The sequence below is a fragment of the Pseudomonas viciae genome (assembly GCF_004786035.1).
Classification (GTDB): Bacteria; Pseudomonadota; Gammaproteobacteria; order Pseudomonadales; family Pseudomonadaceae; genus Aquipseudomonas; species Aquipseudomonas viciae.
This window is the reverse complement of record NZ_CP035088.1, coordinates 54,836-73,021: the sequence shown is the minus strand read 5'-3', so window position 1 is coordinate 73,021 and position 18,186 is coordinate 54,836. Positions and strand designations below refer to the sequence as shown.

At 61.0% G+C, this 18,186-nt stretch carries 16 protein-coding genes; 12 read left to right on the top strand and 4 right to left on the bottom strand.

The window, feature by feature from the left end:
- Window positions 1-5: 5 nt before the first annotated feature.
- Complete coding sequence (gene aroE, locus EPZ47_RS00335; protein WP_135843020.1) at window positions 6-827, top strand: shikimate dehydrogenase; 822 nt, start codon at window positions 6-8, stop codon at window positions 825-827.
- A gap of 67 nt (window positions 828-894) precedes the next feature.
- On the opposite strand, the gene EPZ47_RS00330 is transcribed toward aroE, so the two are convergent.
- The 3 genes from EPZ47_RS00330 to betC form a co-directional block, all read right to left on the bottom strand.
- Window positions 895-2,463, bottom strand: a complete 1,569-nt coding sequence (locus EPZ47_RS00330) for a SulP family inorganic anion transporter (RefSeq protein WP_135843019.1) — start codon at window positions 2,461-2,463, stop codon at window positions 895-897.
- A gap of 233 nt (window positions 2,464-2,696) precedes the next feature.
- Window positions 2,697-3,617, bottom strand: a complete 921-nt coding sequence (gene choX / locus EPZ47_RS00325) for a choline ABC transporter substrate-binding protein (RefSeq protein WP_135843018.1) — start codon at window positions 3,615-3,617, stop codon at window positions 2,697-2,699.
- 15 nt (window positions 3,618-3,632) lie between these two features.
- Window positions 3,633-5,147: a choline-sulfatase gene (gene betC / locus EPZ47_RS00320; RefSeq protein ID WP_135843017.1), complete on the bottom strand. Its 1,515-nt coding sequence runs from the start codon at window positions 5,145-5,147 to the stop codon at window positions 3,633-3,635.
- A 114-nt stretch (window positions 5,148-5,261) separates the two neighbouring features.
- Here betC and EPZ47_RS00315 point away from each other — a divergent pair, with 114 nt between their 5' ends.
- Window positions 5,262-6,212, top strand: coding sequence for a choline sulfate utilization transcriptional regulator (locus EPZ47_RS00315; RefSeq protein ID WP_135843016.1), 951 nt, complete (start codon window positions 5,262-5,264; stop codon window positions 6,210-6,212).
- Between the two features lie 94 nt (window positions 6,213-6,306).
- On the opposite strand, the gene EPZ47_RS00305 is transcribed toward EPZ47_RS00315, so the two are convergent.
- Window positions 6,307-6,966, bottom strand: a complete 660-nt coding sequence (locus EPZ47_RS00305; protein WP_135843014.1) for an NAD(P)-dependent oxidoreductase — start codon at window positions 6,964-6,966, stop codon at window positions 6,307-6,309.
- Between the two features lie 83 nt (window positions 6,967-7,049).
- On the opposite strand from EPZ47_RS00305, the gene EPZ47_RS00300 reads away from it, so the two are divergent.
- The 10 genes from EPZ47_RS00300 to EPZ47_RS00255 all read left to right on the top strand — a co-directional run bounded on the left by EPZ47_RS00300 (window position 7,050) and on the right by EPZ47_RS00255 (window position 18,185).
- Window positions 7,050-7,388, top strand: coding sequence for a DOPA 4,5-dioxygenase family protein (locus tag EPZ47_RS00300; protein ID WP_135843013.1), 339 nt, complete (start codon window positions 7,050-7,052; stop codon window positions 7,386-7,388).
- A gap of 309 nt (window positions 7,389-7,697) precedes the next feature.
- Window positions 7,698-9,005, top strand: coding sequence for a CitMHS family transporter (locus tag EPZ47_RS00295; protein WP_135843012.1), 1,308 nt, complete (start codon window positions 7,698-7,700; stop codon window positions 9,003-9,005).
- A gap of 61 nt (window positions 9,006-9,066) precedes the next feature.
- Window positions 9,067-9,834 (top strand): TerC family protein, encoded by a 768-nt coding sequence (locus EPZ47_RS00290; RefSeq protein WP_135843011.1) that lies wholly within the window; start codon window positions 9,067-9,069, stop codon window positions 9,832-9,834.
- Between the two features lie 334 nt (window positions 9,835-10,168).
- Entirely contained in the window at window positions 10,169-11,827 is a 1,659-nt protein-coding gene (locus EPZ47_RS00285) for a Na/Pi cotransporter family protein (protein WP_135843010.1), read from the top strand.
- Window positions 11,828-11,998: 171 nt separating this feature from the next.
- Window positions 11,999-13,381 (top strand): M16 family metallopeptidase, encoded by a 1,383-nt coding sequence (locus EPZ47_RS00280; protein WP_135843009.1) that lies wholly within the window; start codon window positions 11,999-12,001, stop codon window positions 13,379-13,381.
- Between the two features lie 205 nt (window positions 13,382-13,586).
- Window positions 13,587-14,612 carry a DUF5924 family protein gene (locus tag EPZ47_RS00275; RefSeq protein ID WP_135843008.1) on the top strand — a complete coding sequence of 342 codons (1,026 nt, stop codon included), beginning with the start codon at window positions 13,587-13,589 and terminating at the stop codon, window positions 14,610-14,612.
- 52 nt (window positions 14,613-14,664) lie between these two features.
- Complete coding sequence (locus tag EPZ47_RS00270) at window positions 14,665-15,813, top strand: ABC transporter permease (RefSeq protein ID WP_135843007.1); 1,149 nt, start codon at window positions 14,665-14,667, stop codon at window positions 15,811-15,813.
- Window positions 15,807-16,613: an ABC transporter ATP-binding protein gene (locus tag EPZ47_RS00265; RefSeq protein ID WP_178084227.1), complete on the top strand. Its 807-nt coding sequence runs from the start codon at window positions 15,807-15,809 to the stop codon at window positions 16,611-16,613. The genes EPZ47_RS00270 and EPZ47_RS00265 overlap by 7 nt, the downstream gene beginning before the upstream one ends.
- A gap of 1 nt (window position 16,614) precedes the next feature.
- On the top strand, window positions 16,615-17,553 hold the full coding sequence (locus tag EPZ47_RS00260; RefSeq protein WP_135843006.1) for an MlaD family protein: 939 nt from the start codon (window positions 16,615-16,617) through the stop codon (window positions 17,551-17,553).
- A complete protein-coding gene (locus tag EPZ47_RS00255; protein WP_135843005.1) occupies window positions 17,550-18,185 on the top strand; it encodes an ABC-type transport auxiliary lipoprotein family protein in 636 nt (211 codons plus the stop codon). The genes EPZ47_RS00260 and EPZ47_RS00255 overlap by 4 nt, the downstream gene beginning before the upstream one ends.
- Window position 18,186 lies beyond the last annotated feature (1 nt).

The following is an 18,186-nucleotide window of genomic DNA, read 5'->3' as shown; positions in this document are numbered from 1 at the left end:
TTTCCATGGATCACTACGTTGTAATGGGTAACCCGATCGGCCACAGCAAGTCGCCATTGATCCACCGCCTGTTCGCCGAACAGACCGGGCAAGTGCTGGACTACACCACGCTGCTGGCGCCCCTGGATGATTTCGTCGGTTGCGCGCGGGAATTTTTCCGCGAGGGCCGTGGGGCAAATGTCACCGTGCCGTTCAAGGAAGACGCCTTCCGCCTGGCCGACAGCCTGACCGAGCGGGCGCAGCGGGCGGGGGCGGTCAACACGTTGAGCAAGCTGGCCGACGGTCGCCTGTTGGGCGACAACACCGATGGCGCCGGGCTGGTTCGGGACCTGACCGTCAACGCGGGTTTTAGCCTCAAGGGCAAGCGCATCCTGTTGCTGGGGGCCGGCGGTGCGGTGCGTGGTGCCTTGGAGCCGCTGCTGGCTGAAGCGCCAGCCTCGGTGATCATCGCCAATCGTACGGTGGAAAAGGCCGAATTGCTGGCTGAGTTGTTTGCGGACCTGGGCCCGGTGTCGGCCAGTGGTTTTGACTGGCTGCAAGAGCCGGTGGACCTGATCATCAATGCCACATCCGCCAGCCTGTCAGGGGATGTACCGCCCGTTGCTGGAAGTTTGATCGAGCCCGGCAAGACGGTTTGCTACGACATGATGTATGGCAAGGAACCGACCTCGTTCTGCCGTTGGGCAAAGGAACAAGGCGCTGCGGTGGTGATGGATGGCCTGGGCATGCTGGCCGAACAGGCGGGCGAAGCGTTCTACCTGTGGCGCGGGGTTCGCCCGGACACTGCGCCGGTACTGGCCGAACTGCGCCGTCAGCTAGCACTTTAAGCTGTTGTGGGAGCAAGCTTTGCTCCCACATAAACCCTCGCCACAAATTGCATTCATCTGAAGCTTTTCAGTCCTCGAAAAGGATCGGGCAGTTCTGCGGCCCTTCCAGCTTCTTCAACTCCTCCACCACATGCGGCCGGGCCCTGCGCAACGTCAGGCTGCGCCCCTGGCTGCGCAGGCGCCGGGCTTCCTGGTGGAGCATTTCCACCCCTGAATAGTCGATGAAGTTGATCTGCTGGGCATCAATCACCACCCGCTGCGCTTGCAGCCGTTGCAAGCGCACTTGCAAGTAATGACTGGCACCAAAAAAGATCGAGCCGCCAACCCGTAGGATGTCTGCTTCCCCTTCATGGGAATGTTGTACTCGTGGCTGTGAAGTGCGCTTAAGGTAAAAGAACAGCGAGGCCAGCACACCGGCATAGATTGCGGTTTGCAGCTCCAGCAGCAACGTAGCCAGGCAGGTCAGGCTCATCACCACGAATTCGGCGCGGCTCACGCGGTACAACGCCCGGATACCGCGATGGTCCACCAATCCCCAGGCGATCAGCAGAATACTGCCGGCCATGGCCGGGATCGGAATGTGCGCGATCAGTTTCGCGCCCGCCACCGCAAACAGTGCCACCCATAGGGCCGAGAACACCCCGGCCAGGGGTGAACACGCCCCGGCTTCATAGCTGAGGCCGGAACGGGTAAAGGAACCGGCCGACAAGGATCCAGAGAAAAATCCGCCAATGATGTTGGAAAGCCCCTGCGCCCTCACCTCTTGATTCGCATCGAGCAATTGCCCGGAGCGTACCGACAGCGAACGGGCGATAGACAGGCTGGTGACCAGCCCGAGCATGCCCACCGCGACGGCACCGGGCAGCAGGCGCAGGATCAGCTCCAGATCCAGCGGCAGTGGCGTGAGAGGTGGCAGGCGCCCGGCAAAGGCGCTGACCAGCGCCACATGGCCGAACATCGCCGGCCACAGCCAGACCACCAGGCTGCTGATCACCAATGTGATCAACAGGCTCGGCCAGCGCGGCAGCAACCGCTTGAGCACGACACCCAGCACCAGCGTCCCCAATCCCAGCAGCAATGACGGTTTATCCACAGCCTGGATATGGCTGAGCAACATCAGCAAACCTTTCAACGCCGTCGCTTCGTTCGGCAGGTCGAGGCCCAGCAGGTTCGGCAACTGCCCCAGCGCAATCACCACCGCTGCCCCCAGGGTGAAACCCAGCACCACCGAGTGCGAAACGAAATTCACCAGCGCACCGAACCGCAACAGCCCCAGCAGCCATTGGAAAATACCGGCCAACACCGTCAGCAGCAGGATCAAAGTCACGTAGTCGTCGCTGGCGGGCACGGCCAGAGGACTGACGCTGGCATACAGGACGATGGAAATCGCCGCCGTAGGACCGCAGATCAGGTGCCATGACGACCCCCACAGGCAGGCGATCAGCACAGGGACAATCGCCGCGTACAGCCCGTATTCAGGCGGCAAACCGGCAATCAGCGCGTAGGCAATAGACTGCGGCAACGCGAGAATCGCACCGCTCAGGCCTACGATCAGATCACGGCCGACACTGGCCCGAGTCTGTCGCGGCAGCCAGCTCAGGAAAGGGAAGAGTGAATGGCGAGTGGGGAATGCCATGGGGCCTCAAGGGTGGGGTTTGGCGCAAGAGTATCAGGTGAACGATCCCCCGTGGCGAGGGGGGCTTGCTCCCGCTGGACTGCACTGTAGGAGCTGTCGAGTGCAACGAGGCTGCGATCTTTCCCCAGACACTTGAATCTCAAGTGAAAGATCAAAAGATCGCAGCCTTCGGCAGCGCCTACAGCTTCAGCGAGAGCAAGCGCCCTCGCCACAAAAGCCGCTCGCTGTTATGCCTAGAGCTTGGCTTTCACCGCCGCCAACGCATCCTTGCCATCGAGGGTCTTCACGCCGTCCAGCCATTTATCCAACACCGTCGGGTTAGCCTTGATCCAGGCCTTGGCCGCATCGGCGTTGCTGACTTTGTTGTTCACCACCTCGGCCATGATGCTGTTTTCCATTTCCTGGGTGAAGCTCAGGTTGGTCAACAACTTGCCAACGTTCGGGCACGCCTGTGCATAACCTTTGCGCGTCAGTGTATAAACACTGCCGGTGTCGCCGAAGTACTTCTCGCCGCCCTTGAGGTAGTGCATTTTCAATTGCACGTTCATCGGGTGCGGCGTCCAGCCGAGGAAGGTCACGAACTTCTGTTTCTTCACGGCCCGGGAGACTTCCGCCAACATCGCCTGTTCGCTGGACTCCACCAGTTTCCACTCGCCCATGCCGAAATCATTGGTCTTGATGATTTCTTTCAGGGAAAGGTTCGCCGGGGCACCTGAACCGATGCCGTAGATTTTTTTGTCGAACTTGTCGGCAAATTTGTTCAGGTCGGCAAAGTTATGCACACCCGCGTCCCAGACGTAGTCCGGAACCGCCAGGGTGAACTCCGTACCGTCCAGGTTCTTGGCAAGTTGCGTGACATCGCCGGTGGCGACGAACTTGTCATAGAAGCCCTGCTGCGCCGGCATCCAGTTACCCAGGAACACGTCCACCTGGCCGTCCTTGAGGCCGCCGAAGGTGATGGGCACCGCGAGGGTATCGACCTTGGCCTTGTAACCCATGCCATCGAGCAGGAAACCGGTGATGGCATTGGTCGCGGCGATGTCACTCCAACCCGGGTCGGCCATTTTTACCGTTTCGCAGCTCTGTTCGGCCCACGCCGAAACACTGCTCAATGCCAACAGCCCAGCGGTCAGTACTGTGGATAACTTTTGCATGTGCTTGCCCTTACGTTATTGGTTTTGGCAGGGTTGTGGATAACGGGCCTTGCGCTCCAGATCGTCGAGGTCGATGTGATTGCGCATGTATTGCTGACTGGCATCCACCAGTGGCTGGTGGTCCCAGCTCTTGAGTGTGCCCAAGGCCAGGGCCTGGGCGACGAAACGGCGACGTCGCTGACTGGCGAGCACCTGTTGATGAATGGCCGGAATGTCCCATTTGTCCCGCGCCTCGGCGAGAAAATCGGCGAACAGGGATTGATGCTCGGGTGATTGGCTGAGATCTTCCAATTCCTTGGGGTCGTTGCGTACATCGAACAGCAGGCACGGGTCATCTTCGCTGTAGATGAATTTCCACGGCCCACGGCGAATCATCATCAATGGGCTGATGGTGCCTTCGGCCATGTATTCACCGAACACTTCGTCATGCCCGCCCTGCCCTTGCAGGTGCGGCACCAACGAGCGGCCATCCAGGGGCAGCCCTGGCTCCAGCGTGCCGCCAGCGAGTTCGACCAAGGTGGGCAGCAAGTCGGCGGTGGACACCGCCGCGCTGACCCGGCCACTGGCGAACTGGCCCGGTGCGCTGATCAGCAACGGTACGCGAGCGGCCATTTCGAACCAGTGCATTTTGTACCAGAGGCCTTTTTCGCCGAGCATGTCCCCGTGATCGCCGGAGAACACGATGATGGTGTCGTCCAGCAATCCGGTGTCTTCCAGGGTTTGCAGCAGCTTGCCGACATTGCTGTCGATATAGCTGCAGGCGCCGAAGTACGCGCGGCGAGCATCGCGAATCTTATCCACAGGCAGCGGCTTGCCCCATAGGTCGTAGACTTTCAGCAAGCGTTGGGAATGCGGGTCGAGTTCGGTTTGCGCCGGGGTTTGCGGCAGCGGGATGTCGTTGTCGTCATACAAATCCCAAAACGCCTTGGGAATTGTGTACGGGTCGTGTGGGTGGGTCATGGAGACCGTCAGGCAGAACGGCTGGTCACCGTCCTCGCGGATGTGGTCGAACAGGTACTGCTGGGCCTTGAACACCACCTCTTCATCGAAATCCAACTGGTTGGTGCGCACGCAGGGCCCGGCCTGCAACACCGAAGACATGTTGTGGTACCAGCTCGGCCGCACGTGGGGCTCATCCCAATTCACGGCCCAGCCATAATCGGCCGGGTAAATGTCACTGGTCAGGCGTTCTTCATAGCCGTGCAACTGGTCCGGCCCACAAAAGTGCATCTTGCCGGACAACGCCGTGCGGTAGCCAAGGCGACGCAGGTAGTGGGCATAAGTCGGAACGTCTGCGGGGAAATCCGCCGCGTTGTCATAGGCGCCGATCTTGCTGGGCAACTGGCCGCTCACCAGGGTGAAGCGTGACGGTGCGCAGAGCGGGCTGTTGCAATAAGCCGCGTCGAATACCACGCCTTGGTCGGCCAGGCGCGACAGATTGGGCAGCTTGATAGGCGAAGGACCGTAGATCGGCAACATTGGCGCGGCCATTTGATCGGCCATGATGAAAAGAATGTTCTTGCGCTTCATGTATTCGCGGCATTCCATAGTAGACAGTTATGCGACATTGCTGCGATTGAGCATGTAGCCCCCACCTTTTGGGGTAAAGCCCATGCAAGGTAATGACTAGGATAAGCACAGCTTATGTATGAAGCCTTGGGTGACCTGTCCCTGGACCTGTTCCGTGCCTTTGAAGCAGCGGCCCGCCATCGCAGCTTTACGGCGGCGGCGGTTGAGCTGGGCACCACGCAACCGGCCATCAGCCAGCAGATCAAACGCCTGGAAGAGCAACTGGGCACGCGATTGTTCGATCGCATCTACCGTGGCATCGAACTGACCGAGGCCGGGACGATCCTGTTCGAGCAGGTGCAGGCCGGCTTGCAGAGTATCGACGCGGGGCTGAACGCGATCACCGCCCAGCATCAGCATGAGGTGCTGCAGGTCGCCACGGACTTCGCTTTCGCCGCCTATTGGCTGATGCCGCGACTGCACCGGTTTCACGCGGCCAACCCGCAGGTGGACGTCAGCCTCGTCACCAGTGAGCGCAACCACAATATGCTGCGCACGGATATCGACGTTGCCGTGCTGTTCGGCGACGGACGCTTCAAACAGGGCGAAAGTCGCTGGCTGTTCAGCGAAGAAGTTTTTCCGGTGTGCAGCCCGCTGTTGCTCAAGGAGCGCCCCCTGCCCTTGCCGGCCCAAGCCTTGTCGGAATTCCCGCTGCTGCATCTGCGTGGAGAAAACAGCAGCAACTGGTTCGACTGGAGTGGCGTATTCCGTGAGCTGGGCATCACCTCGCCACCCGCCCCCGGACAGCTGCGGTTCGACAATTACACCTTGCTTATCCAGGCGGCGATTGGCGGCCAAGGCGTGGCAATCGGCTGGCGCCACCTTGTGGATAACTTATTGGCCCAGGGCCTCTTGTGTCGTCCAATCGCTGAAACGGTGCTGTCACGGTTGGGCTATTACGTGGTCTTACCCCAGCGTAAACGGCGCGGGGTGTTGATACGGCTGTTCGTGGACTGGTTGATGGAAGAACAGGCCAACAGTGCCGAATCGCTCACGGGATTGCCGTTGCCGTCGATTGCTGTTTGAGCCCGTGGCGGGGGACTTGAGTGTGTAACCGTCTTTTGGGGCTGCTTCGCAGCCCAGCGGGAGCAAGCTCCCTCGCCACGGGGGATGTTCACAGCTAGTTGGTGGCCACGAAGCTGACATGCTGCCCCACATGCAGGTTCAAGTGCAGCTCATCGGCAATGCCGACCGCCACTCGATTCAGTCGCTCCAGGGATTCGGCCATGCCGGGTTCCAGGCTGGTGCTGACCTGGCTGAAATGCTCGATGCCCAGGCCTGGCACGGCGTACGGTGCATTGATCAAGGTCCATTGCAACGTGCTGTTCTTCAGGGCATCGAGCACTTCTTCGGCGGCATGGCGCTGCAAATCGTCGTCCGTCTGCTCTTCATCAAGCACGACAAAGTCGCCGACCAGGAACAGCCGGGGAATAGTCGCCGCTTCCATTCCGGCGATCAGCGAGTCCACCGCCAATACTTGCTCCACCGGCCCCGGAATCAATGTGCGCTCCACTTGTTCGCTGTTCATCGGCAACCCCGGCGCGTTCAGCAGACACACCACGGCGCTGGCGCCGGCGACACTTTGCTTGACCCGTTCCGGGTCATAGAGGTCTCCGGTCTTGGTCCGCAGGCCCGGGCGCGGAGCCAGGGCGGTAAGATCATCGAGAATGGCGATGACTTCGTGCTGGCGCCGCAGCATTTCAGCCATCAACGCACTGCCGAGGCTGCTCATGGCACCATAGAGCACCACTTTGATGACCGGGGTTTCGGCGTTTTTCATGGCTGTTTTCCTTTTTTCCCGCGTGTAAAGGCTCTGACCTGCGGAAAACCAAGAGGGTTCGGCCTGTTTTCGAGGAGTCACAGATGCAGCGGATCAAGGGCTACCACGCCCACGTGTATTTCGACGCGACCACGATCGACCAGGCGCGGGCGCTGTGCGAGGAAGCCTCGCAACTGTTCCCACTGAAAATGGGCCGCGTCCACCAACGCCCGGTCGGCCCGCACCCGGATTGGAGCTGTCAGCTGGCGTTCGATCCGCAGTACATCGGCGTGGTCTTGCCGTGGCTGGCGCTCAATCGCAAAGGCCTGGTGGTTTTCATGCACCCGGATACCGGCGATGACCTGGTGGACCACACCGAGCATGCGATCTGGATGGGCGCGGTGCGGCCGTTGGATCTTTCGGTGTTTAAAGCAAATCCCTGACTTACCTTTGTGGCGAGGGAGCTTGCTCCCGCTCGGCACAAAGGCTGGCCCAACCGTCAGCATCGCCAGCCGCGAAAGCTGGCTGAAAGCTTGCGCGATTAGGATCGCCCCCACTACCGGCAAAAGACCGGTGGCCAGAAGCGAGTGTTGAAAGCTCGTTCGGCCCTTTTAACAACAACAATGGTGATTCTGATGTCCGCTGCTACCTCTCCCATCGCGTCAACTCCATCCGTCCGTCCCGTGCTTAGCGTCCTGCGCTGACCTGTCTGGTTCGCCTTTGCCCGCCGCGCCACGCCTGGAGTATTTCCTATGCTGACTTTCCTTGGCTTCGCCATGGTCATCACGTTCATGTTCCTGATCATGACCAAGCGCCTGTCCGCGCTGATCGCCCTGATCATCATCCCGATTCTGTTCGCCCTGTTCGGTGGCTTTGCACCGAAGATCGGCCCGATGATGCTCGAAGGCATCACCAAGCTCGCCCCGACCGGGGTGATGCTGATGTTCGCAATTCTCTATTTTGCCCTGATGATCGACTCCGGCCTGTTCGACCCGGCCGTGCGCAAGATCCTCAAACTGGTCAAGGGCGACCCGCTGAAAGTTTCGGTCGGCACCGCCGTTCTGGCGCTCGTCGTTTCCCTCGATGGTGACGGCGCGACCACTTACATGATCTGCGTGGCCGCGATGCTGCCGCTCTACAGCCGTATCGGCATGAGCCCACGCATCATGGCTGGCCTGATCATCCTCGCCGGTGGCGTGATGAACATGACCCCCTGGGGCGGTCCGACTGCCCGGGCGGCCAGTGCACTGCATGTCGATCCGTCCGACATCTTCGTTCCGATGATTCCTGCGATGCTGGCCGGTGTGGCGGCGATCCTGGCGATTTCCTACATGTACGGTAAGCGCGAGCGCGCCCGTCTGGGTGAACTGCACCTGGTCGGTGACGACATGGACCACAGCGAAATCAGCGTTTCCCAGTTCCCGGACGCCCGTCGTCCGAAGCTGATCTGGTTCAACGGTGCGTTGACCCTGGGCCTGATGTGCACCCTGATCGCTGGCCTGTTGCCGCTGCCGGTGCTGTTCATGGTGGCGTTCAGTATCGCGATGATCGTCAACTACCCTTGCCTGCAACAGCAGAAAGACCGCGTCGCGGCCCACGCCGGTAGCGTGCTGGCGGTGGTCGGTCTGATTTTCGCAGCGGGTATCTTCACTGGTATCCTGTCCGGCACCGGCATGGTCGATGCCATGTCGAAAAGCCTGCTGGCGGTGATTCCTGATTTCCTCGGCCCGTACCTGGCGGTGATTACGGCGCTGGTGAGCATGCCATTCACGTTCTTCATGTCCAATGACGCGTTTTACTATGGTGTGTTGCCGGTGCTCTCCGAAGCGGCCAGTCACTACGGCATCACGGCAGTGGAAATGGCCCGTGCCTCCATCGTCGGCCAGCCCGTCCACCTGTTGAGCCCACTGGTGCCGTCCACTTACCTGCTGGTAGCCTTGGCCGGGATCGAGTTCGGCGATCACCAGCGCTTCACCTTGAAGTGGGCAGTACTGGTTTGCCTGTGCATAATGTTCGCCGCCTTGCTGATGGGGATTTTTCCGCTGTTCAGCACTCTATAAAAGCAATGCCCGCTGCGCTGCCTTCGGTGGCGCGGCCTAACACTCGCTCAAAGGAACTCACATGGAATGGCTGACCAACCCGGAAATCTGGGTTGCCTTCTTTACCTTGACCGCCCTGGAAATTGTCCTGGGCATCGATAACATCATCATGATCTCGATCCTGGTCAGCCGCATGCCCAAGCACATGCAGGCACGCACCCGGATCTTCGGCCTGGCCCTGGCCATGATCACGCGGATCCTGTTGCTGTTGTCCATCACCTGGGTCATGCGCCTGACCAACGATTTGTTCGAAGTGTTCGGCCAGGGCATCTCCGGTCGTGACCTGATCCTGTTCTTCGGTGGCCTGTTCCTGTTGTGGAAAAGCTCCCAGGAGATGTACCACGCGCTGGAAGGCGAAGATGAAACCAACGACGAGCCTTCGGGCAAGGGTGGTAACTTCATCTACACCATCATCCAGATCGCGATCATCGACATCGTGTTCTCCCTGGACTCGGTCATTACCGCCGTCGGCATGGTCTCCCATGTACCGGTGATGGTGGCGGCAATTATCGTCGCCGTGCTGGTGATGATGCTGGCCTCGGGCACCATCAGCGAGTTCATCGACAAGCACCCGTCGCTGAAAATGCTGGCGCTGTCGTTCCTGCTGGTGGTCGGTACGGTGCTGATTGCCGAGTCGTTCGACGTGCACGTGCCAAAAGGCTACGTCTACTTCGCCATGGCGTTCTCCCTGGCGGTGGAAGCCATCAACATCAAGATGCGCACGGCCATGGCGCGTAAGCGCAAGCAGCAGGATCCGGTGAAACTGCGTAAGGATGTACCGGGCCAGTAAGGCTGCCGGGCATTGAATGAAGGGGCTCTTGGAGCCCCTTTTTCATACGCGCAGGAAAGTCGCCGGATGCAAACCCTGTGGGAGCGGGCTTGCTCGCGAAGGCGGTGGATCAGATGGTATTAATGTGACTGACCTACCGCTTTCGCGAGCAAGCCCGCTCCCACAGGATCTCTGTCGTCCTGGATGATCGGTTTTTATGACAGTTTTGTTTCAAGCCCATCTTTAGCTGTGCAATGCTGGCGCTCGAACCGTTCGCCAACTACAGCTTAAGTACAACAAAGAACTATGTGGCACTGTCAATTTGTCCCTTTGGGACGCTAACAGGGGGCTCCTCATGCTGACCCTGCTCAATTTGCTCTCCGCCGTGGCCCTGCTGATCTGGGGCACGCACATCGTCCGCACCGGCATCCTGCGGGTCTATGGCTCGAACCTGCGCCATGTCATTGGCCAGAACATGTCCAGGCGCTGGTTGGCGTTCGTCGCCGGCATCATGGTCACGGCCATGGTCCAGAGCAGCAACGCCACGGCCATGCTCGTCACGTCGTTTGTCGGCCAGGGCCTGATGGCGCTGCCCCCGGCCCTGGCAACCATGCTCGGCGCCGATGTCGGCACCGCGCTGATGGCACGAGTGCTGACCCTGGACCTGTCGTGGCTGTCGCCGCTGCTGATTTTCCTCGGGGTGATTTTTTTCCTGTCGCGCAAACAGACCCGCGCCGGACAAATGGGCCGGGTCGGTATCGGCCTCGGCCTGATCATCCTGGCGTTGCAGTTGATCGTCGAAGCCGCTGCGCCCATCACCCACGCCCAAGGGGTGAAAGTGATCTTCGCCTCACTGACCGGCGACATCCTGCTCGATGCCTTGGTCGGCGCGCTGTTCGCGATGATCTCCTATTCCAGCCTGGCAGCCGTGCTGTTGACCGCGACATTGGCCGGTGCCGCAGTGATCAGCCTGCCGGTGGCCATCGGCCTGGTGATCGGCGCCAACATCGGTAGCGGCATACTGGCCTTCCTCAGCACCAGCATGCAGAACGCCGCCGGGCGCCAGGTGGCGCTGGGTAGCCTGCTGTACAAGCTGATTGGCCTGTTGCTGATCATTCCGGTACTCGACCCACTGGTGGGCTGGCTCGACAGCCTGGATTTCAGCCCCCAGGAAACGGTCATCGGTTTTCACCTGCTCTACAACACCGTGCGTTGCCTGGTGCTGCTGCCCAGCGTCGCGCCGATGGCCAGGCTCTGCTCCTGGCTGCTGCCGGAACGTCCGAACACCAACGGCACGGCCACGCCCCGGCACCTGGATCTCGCGGCCCTCGCCACCCCAAGCCTGGCGCTGGCGAACGCCGTCCGGGAAACCCTGCGCATCGGCGATCTGATCGAAAACATGCTCGAAGCCATGCTGGACGTGCTGCGCGGGGAGCAGACGGCGGTCACCCAGGAAGTCCGGCGCATAAGCGATGACGTCGAGGCACTGTGCAGCGCCATCAAGTTGTACATGGCGCAAATGCCCCGGGAGGACCTCAGTGAACAGGACAGCCGTCGATGGGCGGAAATCATCGAGCTGGCGATCAACCTGAAGCTGGCCAGCGATCTGATCGAGCGCATGCTGCGCAAGGTCCAGCAACAGAAAACTTCACAACGCCGCTCCTTCTCTGACGTCGGCCTGGAAGAGTTGGCCGGGCTGCACAGCCATTTGATCGCCAACCTGCGGCTGGGGCTGTCGGTGTTTCTCAGTGCCGACCGGGAAAGTGCCCGGCAGTTGCTGCGTGAGAAACGGCGCTTCCGGGCGCAGGAACGGCGAATGGCCCATGCCCACGTCAGTCGCCTGCAGCGCAAAGTCGTGCAAAGCCTCGAGACCAGTTCCCTGCACCTGGAGCTGATCGCCGACATGCGGCGCCTCAATTCGCTGTTCTGCGGCAGCGCCTACGTCGTCCTGGAGACGACCGAGATCGGTGCGCTGGCGGCTGATGAAATTTCTGACATCACCCATTCGCCTTGAACGACTGGCGCATTGATCAGTCAGTAACAATGGCTTGGGCTTGAAGCCATTCGCGGGCCGACCCGCTCCCTCTGTCATAAAAACCGCATAGATTCGATGGGGAGCGAGCTTGCTTGCGATGACGGCCTGCCCGGCGCCATGGACCTCCACTAAGCCGCCAGGAAGCCCTTTATGCGTTGTCTGTTGCTCGCCTTTCTCTTGCTCGGTTCATTGCCGGTGGTCGCCCTGGATCGGTTCCAGGTCGAAGGCTATACGCTGCCCAACGGCTTGCAGCTGCTGCTCAAGCCCGGCACTGAGCGCGGGCACGTGGCGATCCGCCTGGTGGTCGGCGTCGGCCTGGATGACTTCAAATGCGCCGACAAGGAGCTGCCGCACCTGCTCGAGCATTTGCTGTTCAGTGGTGTCGATGACAGCGGCGAAGGCGGCCTCGAAGAGCGCATGCAGGCCCTGGGCGGCGAGTGGAACGCTTTCACGAGCAACGCCGACACCACGTTTGTCATCGAGGCGCCAGCCAGCAATCAACGCAAGGTGCTGGACCTGCTGCTGGCGCTGTTGACCCGCACCCGCATCGACGACAAAGCCCTGGAGGCGGCCAAACGGGTGGTCGAACGCGAAGATGGCGGCCATTACACCCACCTGCAACGCTGGCTCGACCGCCAGGACCTGGGCAACAAGGCAGGCAACCAACTGGCAGTGGAATTGGGCCTGCGTTGCGCGGAACGGGCCGAAGTACAACACCTCACCCTTGCCCGACTCAAGCAGGTGCACAAGGAGTGGTACGCGCCGAACAATATGACGTTGATCGTGGTTGGCGATCTTGACCGGTTGCTGCCGGCCTATCTGGAACGCACCTACGGCGAACTCGAGCCGGTCGAGCCCAGCGTTCACGAGGCGCTGGCGCAAATCCAATACAGCGCGGTTACCAAGCGCAACCTGACCCGCGGTCTGGTGGGCAACAGCGCCAAGCTGCACTGGTTGTTCCCCGAGCCCGTGCTGGAACAGCAGCACGACGAAACCTTTGACCTGCTCAAGGACTATCTGGACTGGGCGCTCTATCGCCAGCTGCGCCTGGCCCGCGGCCTGTCCTACGGGCCGTGGGTGGGACGGGAGGTGTTCGGTGGCGTCGGCTTCTTCAGCTTGAACGCAGACCTGGCCCGCGAAGACTTGCCGCAAGCTGAACAAACGCTCGAAGAACTGCGTGCTGGACTGCTCAAGGATGGCCTGGACCCCGACAGTTTCATGCGTATCAAGCGAGCGGCCATCGCGCATCAGACCTGGGCGGTTCAAGGCAACAGCGCCTTGGCCGATTACTATTGGGGGGCCCTTGGTGATTATGAGGACGGTCGCTTCGCCAACCCGGCCGTGCGCTTGCAGGGGGTGAGCCTGGAACAGGCCAACCAGGCCCTGCGCGAACTGCTCAAGGACCCGGGTTACCTGCGCATCGAGAAGCCGTTGCTCAGTGATGATGAGCTCGTTTGGGGGCTGGGCGGCTTGCTGGGGTTGTTGTTGCTCGGGTTGGTGGTGTGGCGAGTGCGGCGGCGACGTAGGAGCTGACGAGTGCAACGAGGCTGTGATCTTTCCCCTGGCACTTGAATCTCAAGTGAAAGATCAAGATCACAAGATCGCAGCCTTCGGCAGCTCCTACAGGGCGGTGCCAAGTTTCGCCAAATCCCCTCGCCCCAAAAGCGCACTCGTCACATCGTTGCCCTGGCGATACTCTGTCAGGGATATTTCCTACGACTTACTGTGAAACCACCGAATGCAGAACCTGACGCTCTACATCCAGCGCCTCCTTGAATTGATGAAGCGCTATCCAGGGGTCATTGCGCTCGGTGGTTTCATCTCTGGGCTCGGCAGCTTCATGCTGGTGGATCGCCAGCAGGGCCTGGCGACCTGGATCGCGATCATGATGCTGGTGAGTTGGCTCTGGTTGATGGTGGAGAACAGCATGACCCGGCTGTTCGCACGGGTTTTCAAACGGGAAATTCCCCAGCCACTGTTGCGTTACGCCACGCAGATGATTCACCAGGAAAGCCTGTTTTTCGTTCTGCCGTTTTTCTTCATCACCACCACCTGGAACAGCAGCCAGCTGATTTTCACCGGCCTGCTCACCGCGGCAGCACTGGTCTCGATCATTGACCCTTTGTACTACAAATGGCTGGCACCCCGGCGCTGGGCGTTCCTGGCGTTGCACACACTGACGCTGTTCGCCGCCCTGCTCACCGCACTGCCCGTCATTCTGCACCTGACCACCGACCAGAGCTTCAAGCTGGCGCTGGGCACTGCCATGCTGCTGTCATTCCCGAGCCTGGCTTCGATCTTTCCGATTCGCACCGTGCGCAACGCCCTGGCGATTTTATGCATCACCGTAGGGATTGGCGCCGCCGGCTGGGTGCTGCGCTCCTGGGTGCCGCCAGCCACGCTGTGGATGACCGAAGTGGCGATCAGCACCCAACTGGAAGACCGCACGCCGGGCGCCAGCCTCAAGGAAGTCAGCGCGGCCCAGATTCGCGGCACCGGTCTGTACGCCTACACCGCCATCAACGCACCACGAGGGCTCAATGAGCGGATCTACCATGTCTGGCAGTTCGACGGTAAAGAAGTCGACCGGATCGCCCTGGATATTCATGGCGGGCGCAAGGAAGGCTATCGCGCCTGGACCCACAAACAGAATTTCCCGGACGACCCGACAGGCAAATGGCAAGTGCGGGTGCTGACGGAAAATGGCCAGGTGATCGGTGTACTGAGGTTCAATGTGAGCGCTGCGGCACCCCAAGCAAAATGATGGCGGTCGTGCTATTAGGTAGCGCTGTTCAAGCCGAACGAGCATGGAGCTTATGACCCCCAGCCCCCAAACTGGCAGTGCCCGACTGGATACCTCCGGCTCGGCGCCGAAGCTATGCGTCAGCGGCGATTGGACGCTGGCTCACTACACGCAGCTCAAGCGCTTGAGCGACTCGTTGCGCGGCCAATACGACGATAACACCCTGATCGACCTCAACGGCCTCGGTACCCTCGACACCGCGGGGGCCTCGTTGTTGGTGGAACTGCTGGGCTCCGAGCGGCTGGGCAAATCCGCCGAACACCCCGATTGCAGTTTGCCGGCCGCCGAGCGCGCGCTATTGCAGACGGTCTATTGCTCCCTGACGGACTTCTGCGTACCGGACAAAGAGCCAAAAGTCAGCGTCGTGACTCAGTTGCTGACGCGCATTGGTCGCGCCGTGGAGAAGGTCTGGCAAGACACCCTGCAATTACTCGGCTTTGTCGGCTTGATCCTGGAAACCCTGGGCCGTGGCCTGTTTCATCCCCGGCGCTGGCGCATCACCCCGATGGTCGTTCACATCGAACAGACCGGCCTGGACGCGGCGCCCATCGTCGCCTTGCTGACGTTCCTGGTGGGCGCGGTGGTCGCGTTTCTCGGGGCGACAGTGCTGGCCGATTTCGGCGCCAGTATTTTTACCGTGGACTTGGTGGCGTTCTCGTTCCTGCGCGAGTTCGGCGTGTTGTTGACGGCGATCCTCATCGCGGGCCGCACCGCCAGCGCGTTCACCGCGCAAATCGGCTCGATGAAGGCCAACGAAGAAATCGACGCGATCCGCACCCTGGGCCTCGATCCCGTCGAGTTGCTGGTGGTGCCACGGGTGCTGGCGCTGTTGGTGGCGCTGCCGATGCTGACCTTTGTCGCCATGCTCTCGGGCATTATCGGTGGCGGTGTCGTGTGCGCCCTGTCGCTGGGTATTTCCCCGGCCATGTTCCTGACGCTGTTGCAGTCGGACATCGGCGTGCAGCACTTTGTGGTCGGGATGGTCAAGGCGCCGATCTTTGCCTTCCTGATCGCGGCCGTGGGTTGCCTGGAAGGCTTCAAGGTCAGTGGCAGCGCCGAGTCCGTTGGGGCTCACACCACGTCCAGCGTCGTGCAATCGATTTTCGTGGTGATTGTGCTCGATGCCGTGGCCGCGTTGTTTTTCATGGAGATGCAATGGTGAGCCAACCTTCCCGGCCGCCCAGCGAGGCGGTGATTCAAGTGCGTGGTTTGTGCAATCGCTTTGGCCGCCAGAGCGTGCATGAAAACCTCGATCTGGACGTGTACAAGGGCGAGATTCTCGCTGTCGTCGGCGGCTCCGGCAGTGGCAAATCGGTGCTGTTGCGCAGCATCGTCGGCTTGAACCAGCCCAGCGAGGGTTCCGTGCGGGTGTTCGGCGAGGACTTGCCGAGCCTGTCCCAGGAGCAACGTTCGCGGGTGGAACGGCGCTTCGGCGTGCTGTTTCAGAAAGGCGCGCTGTTTTCGTCCCTGACCGTGACAGAAAATGTCGCCCTGCCGCTGATCGAACACGCCGGGCTCAGCCGCGCCGATGCCGAGCATCTGGCGGCCGTCAAACTGGCACTGGCCGGGCTGCCGCTCTCGGCCGCCGATAAATACCCCGCCTCGCTGTCCGGCGGCATGATCAAGCGTGCGGCCTTGGCCCGTGCGCTGGCCCTGGACCCGGACATCCTGTTTCTCGACGAGCCCACTGCCGGCCTCGACCCCATCGGCGCGGCGGCGTTCGACCAATTGATCCTGACGCTGCGCGATGCCCTGGGTCTGAGCGTGTTTCTGGTCACCCACGACCTGGACACCCTTTACACCATCACCGATCGGGTGGCGGTACTGGCCCAGAAAAAAGTGCTGGTGGCTGACGTTATCGACAAAGTGTCGGAGACCGACGACGCCTGGATTCACGAATACTTCCATGGCCCTCGCGGCCGCGCGGCGTTATCGGCCGCTACACAGTTCAACGAGGTCTGACATGGAAACCCGAGCCCATCATGTATTGATCGGCCTGTTCACCGTCATTGTGGTGGTCAGCGCCCTGCTGTTCGGCCTGTGGCTGGCCAAGTCCAGCGTGGACAGTGAATTCAAGTATTACGAAGTGGTGTTCAACGAGGCGGTCAGTGGGCTGTCCAGGGGCAGTTCGGTGGAGTACAGCGGCATCAAGGTCGGGGATGTGGTCAATCTGCGCCTGGACCCGAACGACCCGCGCCGGGTGCTGGCCCGGGTGCGCCTGAGTGGTGAAACACCGATCAAGCAAGACACCCAGGCCAAATTGGCCCTGACCGGCATCACCGGCACTTCGATTATCCAGCTCAGCGGTGGCACGCCCCAGAGCCCGCCGCTGACCGGGCACGATGGTGAGCCGCCGGTGATAATCGCCGCGCCCTCGCCTATTGCGCGCCTGCTGAACAACAGCGACGACTTGATGACCAGCATCAACCTGCTGCTGCACAACGCCAATGAGGTGTTTTCCCCGGACAACGTCCAGCGCCTGGGCAAGACCCTCGAACACCTGGAGCAAACCACCGGGGTCATTGCCGAGCAGCGCGGCGACATTCGCCAGGCCATGCAGCAACTGGCGTCCATCGGCAAACAGGCCAGCGCCACGCTGGAACAGACCACGGCGTTGATGCGCAATGCCAATGGCTTGCTCAACGACCAGGGCAAACAGGCGTTCGGCAGCGCCGGCCAGGCCATGCAGTCCCTGGCTCACAGCACCGCAACCCTCGACAAACTGTTGAACGACAACCGCGATTCATTGAATAACGGCATGCAGGGCCTCAATGCCCTGGCGCCAGCCGTGCGTGAGCTGCGCGAAACCCTGAGCGCCCTGCGGGGGATCTCCCGGCGCCTGGATGCCAACCCCAGCGGCTATTTGCTCGGCAGTGACAAGGACAAGGAGTTCACGCCATGAAACCGTTTAATCGACTCGTCCGCCCCGGTCTCTTGCTGGCAGGATTTATCTTGATGGGCGGTTGCTCGATCCTGCCCAAGGCCGAGCCTTCGGATATCTATCGCCTGCCCGCCACTCAGGCCGCAGTCTCCTCTGGCGCGCCGGTGAGCTGGTCATTGCGCCTGGCCAGCCCACAGGCCAGTGAGGTCCTCAACAGCCCGAAAATTGCGGTCATTCCCCAGGGCAATCTGTTCAGCAGTTACGCCGCCTCGCGCTGGAGCGACCCGGCGCCGGAGTTGTTACGCAACCGCCTGCTCGACGGCTTCGCCCAGGATGGACGCCTCAGGCTGTTGAGTGTCGCCGACAGTAACCTGCAAGCTGACCTCGAGTTGGGCGGGCAATTACAGGCCTTTCAAACCGAATACCAAGGCGCAGCGGCCAGCGTGGTGATTCGCCTGGACGCGCTGCTGGTGCGAGGATCCGACCAACGTATTCTCGCCAGTCGCCGTTTTGAAGTGCACCAGCCGTTGAACGACGTGAAAGTACCGGCGGTGGTGGAAGGCTTTGGCCGGGCCAGTGATCGGCTGACAGCCGAAGTGGTGAACTGGACGCTGGAACAAGGCCAGCGTTTTGCAACGCCGGCGCGCCCCTAGA

Excerpts from the sequence above, each read along its gene's own strand:
- EPZ47_RS00270 (WP_135843007.1), top strand. The coding sequence starts at position 14,665 with ATGACCCCCAGCCCCCAAACTGGCAGTGCCCGACTGGATACCTCCGGC.
- EPZ47_RS00305 (WP_135843014.1), bottom strand. The coding sequence starts at position 6,966 with ATGAAAAACGCCGAAACCCCGGTCATCAAAGTGGTGCTCTATGGTGCC.
- EPZ47_RS00280 (WP_135843009.1), top strand. The coding sequence starts at position 11,999 with ATGCGTTGTCTGTTGCTCGCCTTTCTCTTGCTCGGTTCATTGCCGGTG.
- EPZ47_RS00255 (WP_135843005.1), top strand. The coding sequence starts at position 17,550 with ATGAAACCGTTTAATCGACTCGTCCGCCCCGGTCTCTTGCTGGCAGGA.
- EPZ47_RS00330 (WP_135843019.1), bottom strand. The coding sequence starts at position 2,463 with ATGGCATTCCCCACTCGCCATTCACTCTTCCCTTTCCTGAGCTGGCTG.
- EPZ47_RS00285 (WP_135843010.1), top strand. The coding sequence starts at position 10,169 with ATGCTGACCCTGCTCAATTTGCTCTCCGCCGTGGCCCTGCTGATCTGG.
- EPZ47_RS00290 (WP_135843011.1), top strand. The coding sequence starts at position 9,067 with ATGGAATGGCTGACCAACCCGGAAATCTGGGTTGCCTTCTTTACCTTG.
- choX (WP_135843018.1), bottom strand. The coding sequence starts at position 3,617 with ATGCAAAAGTTATCCACAGTACTGACCGCTGGGCTGTTGGCATTGAGC.
- aroE (WP_135843020.1), top strand. The coding sequence starts at position 6 with ATGGATCACTACGTTGTAATGGGTAACCCGATCGGCCACAGCAAGTCG.
- EPZ47_RS00300 (WP_135843013.1), top strand. The coding sequence starts at position 7,050 with ATGCAGCGGATCAAGGGCTACCACGCCCACGTGTATTTCGACGCGACC.
- EPZ47_RS00295 (WP_135843012.1), top strand. The coding sequence starts at position 7,698 with ATGCTGACTTTCCTTGGCTTCGCCATGGTCATCACGTTCATGTTCCTG.
- EPZ47_RS00260 (WP_135843006.1), top strand. The coding sequence starts at position 16,615 with ATGGAAACCCGAGCCCATCATGTATTGATCGGCCTGTTCACCGTCATT.
- betC (WP_135843017.1), bottom strand. The coding sequence starts at position 5,147 with ATGAAGCGCAAGAACATTCTTTTCATCATGGCCGATCAAATGGCCGCG.
- EPZ47_RS00265 (WP_178084227.1), top strand. The coding sequence starts at position 15,807 with ATGGTGAGCCAACCTTCCCGGCCGCCCAGCGAGGCGGTGATTCAAGTG.
- EPZ47_RS00275 (WP_135843008.1), top strand. The coding sequence starts at position 13,587 with ATGCAGAACCTGACGCTCTACATCCAGCGCCTCCTTGAATTGATGAAG.
- EPZ47_RS00315 (WP_135843016.1), top strand. The coding sequence starts at position 5,262 with ATGTATGAAGCCTTGGGTGACCTGTCCCTGGACCTGTTCCGTGCCTTT.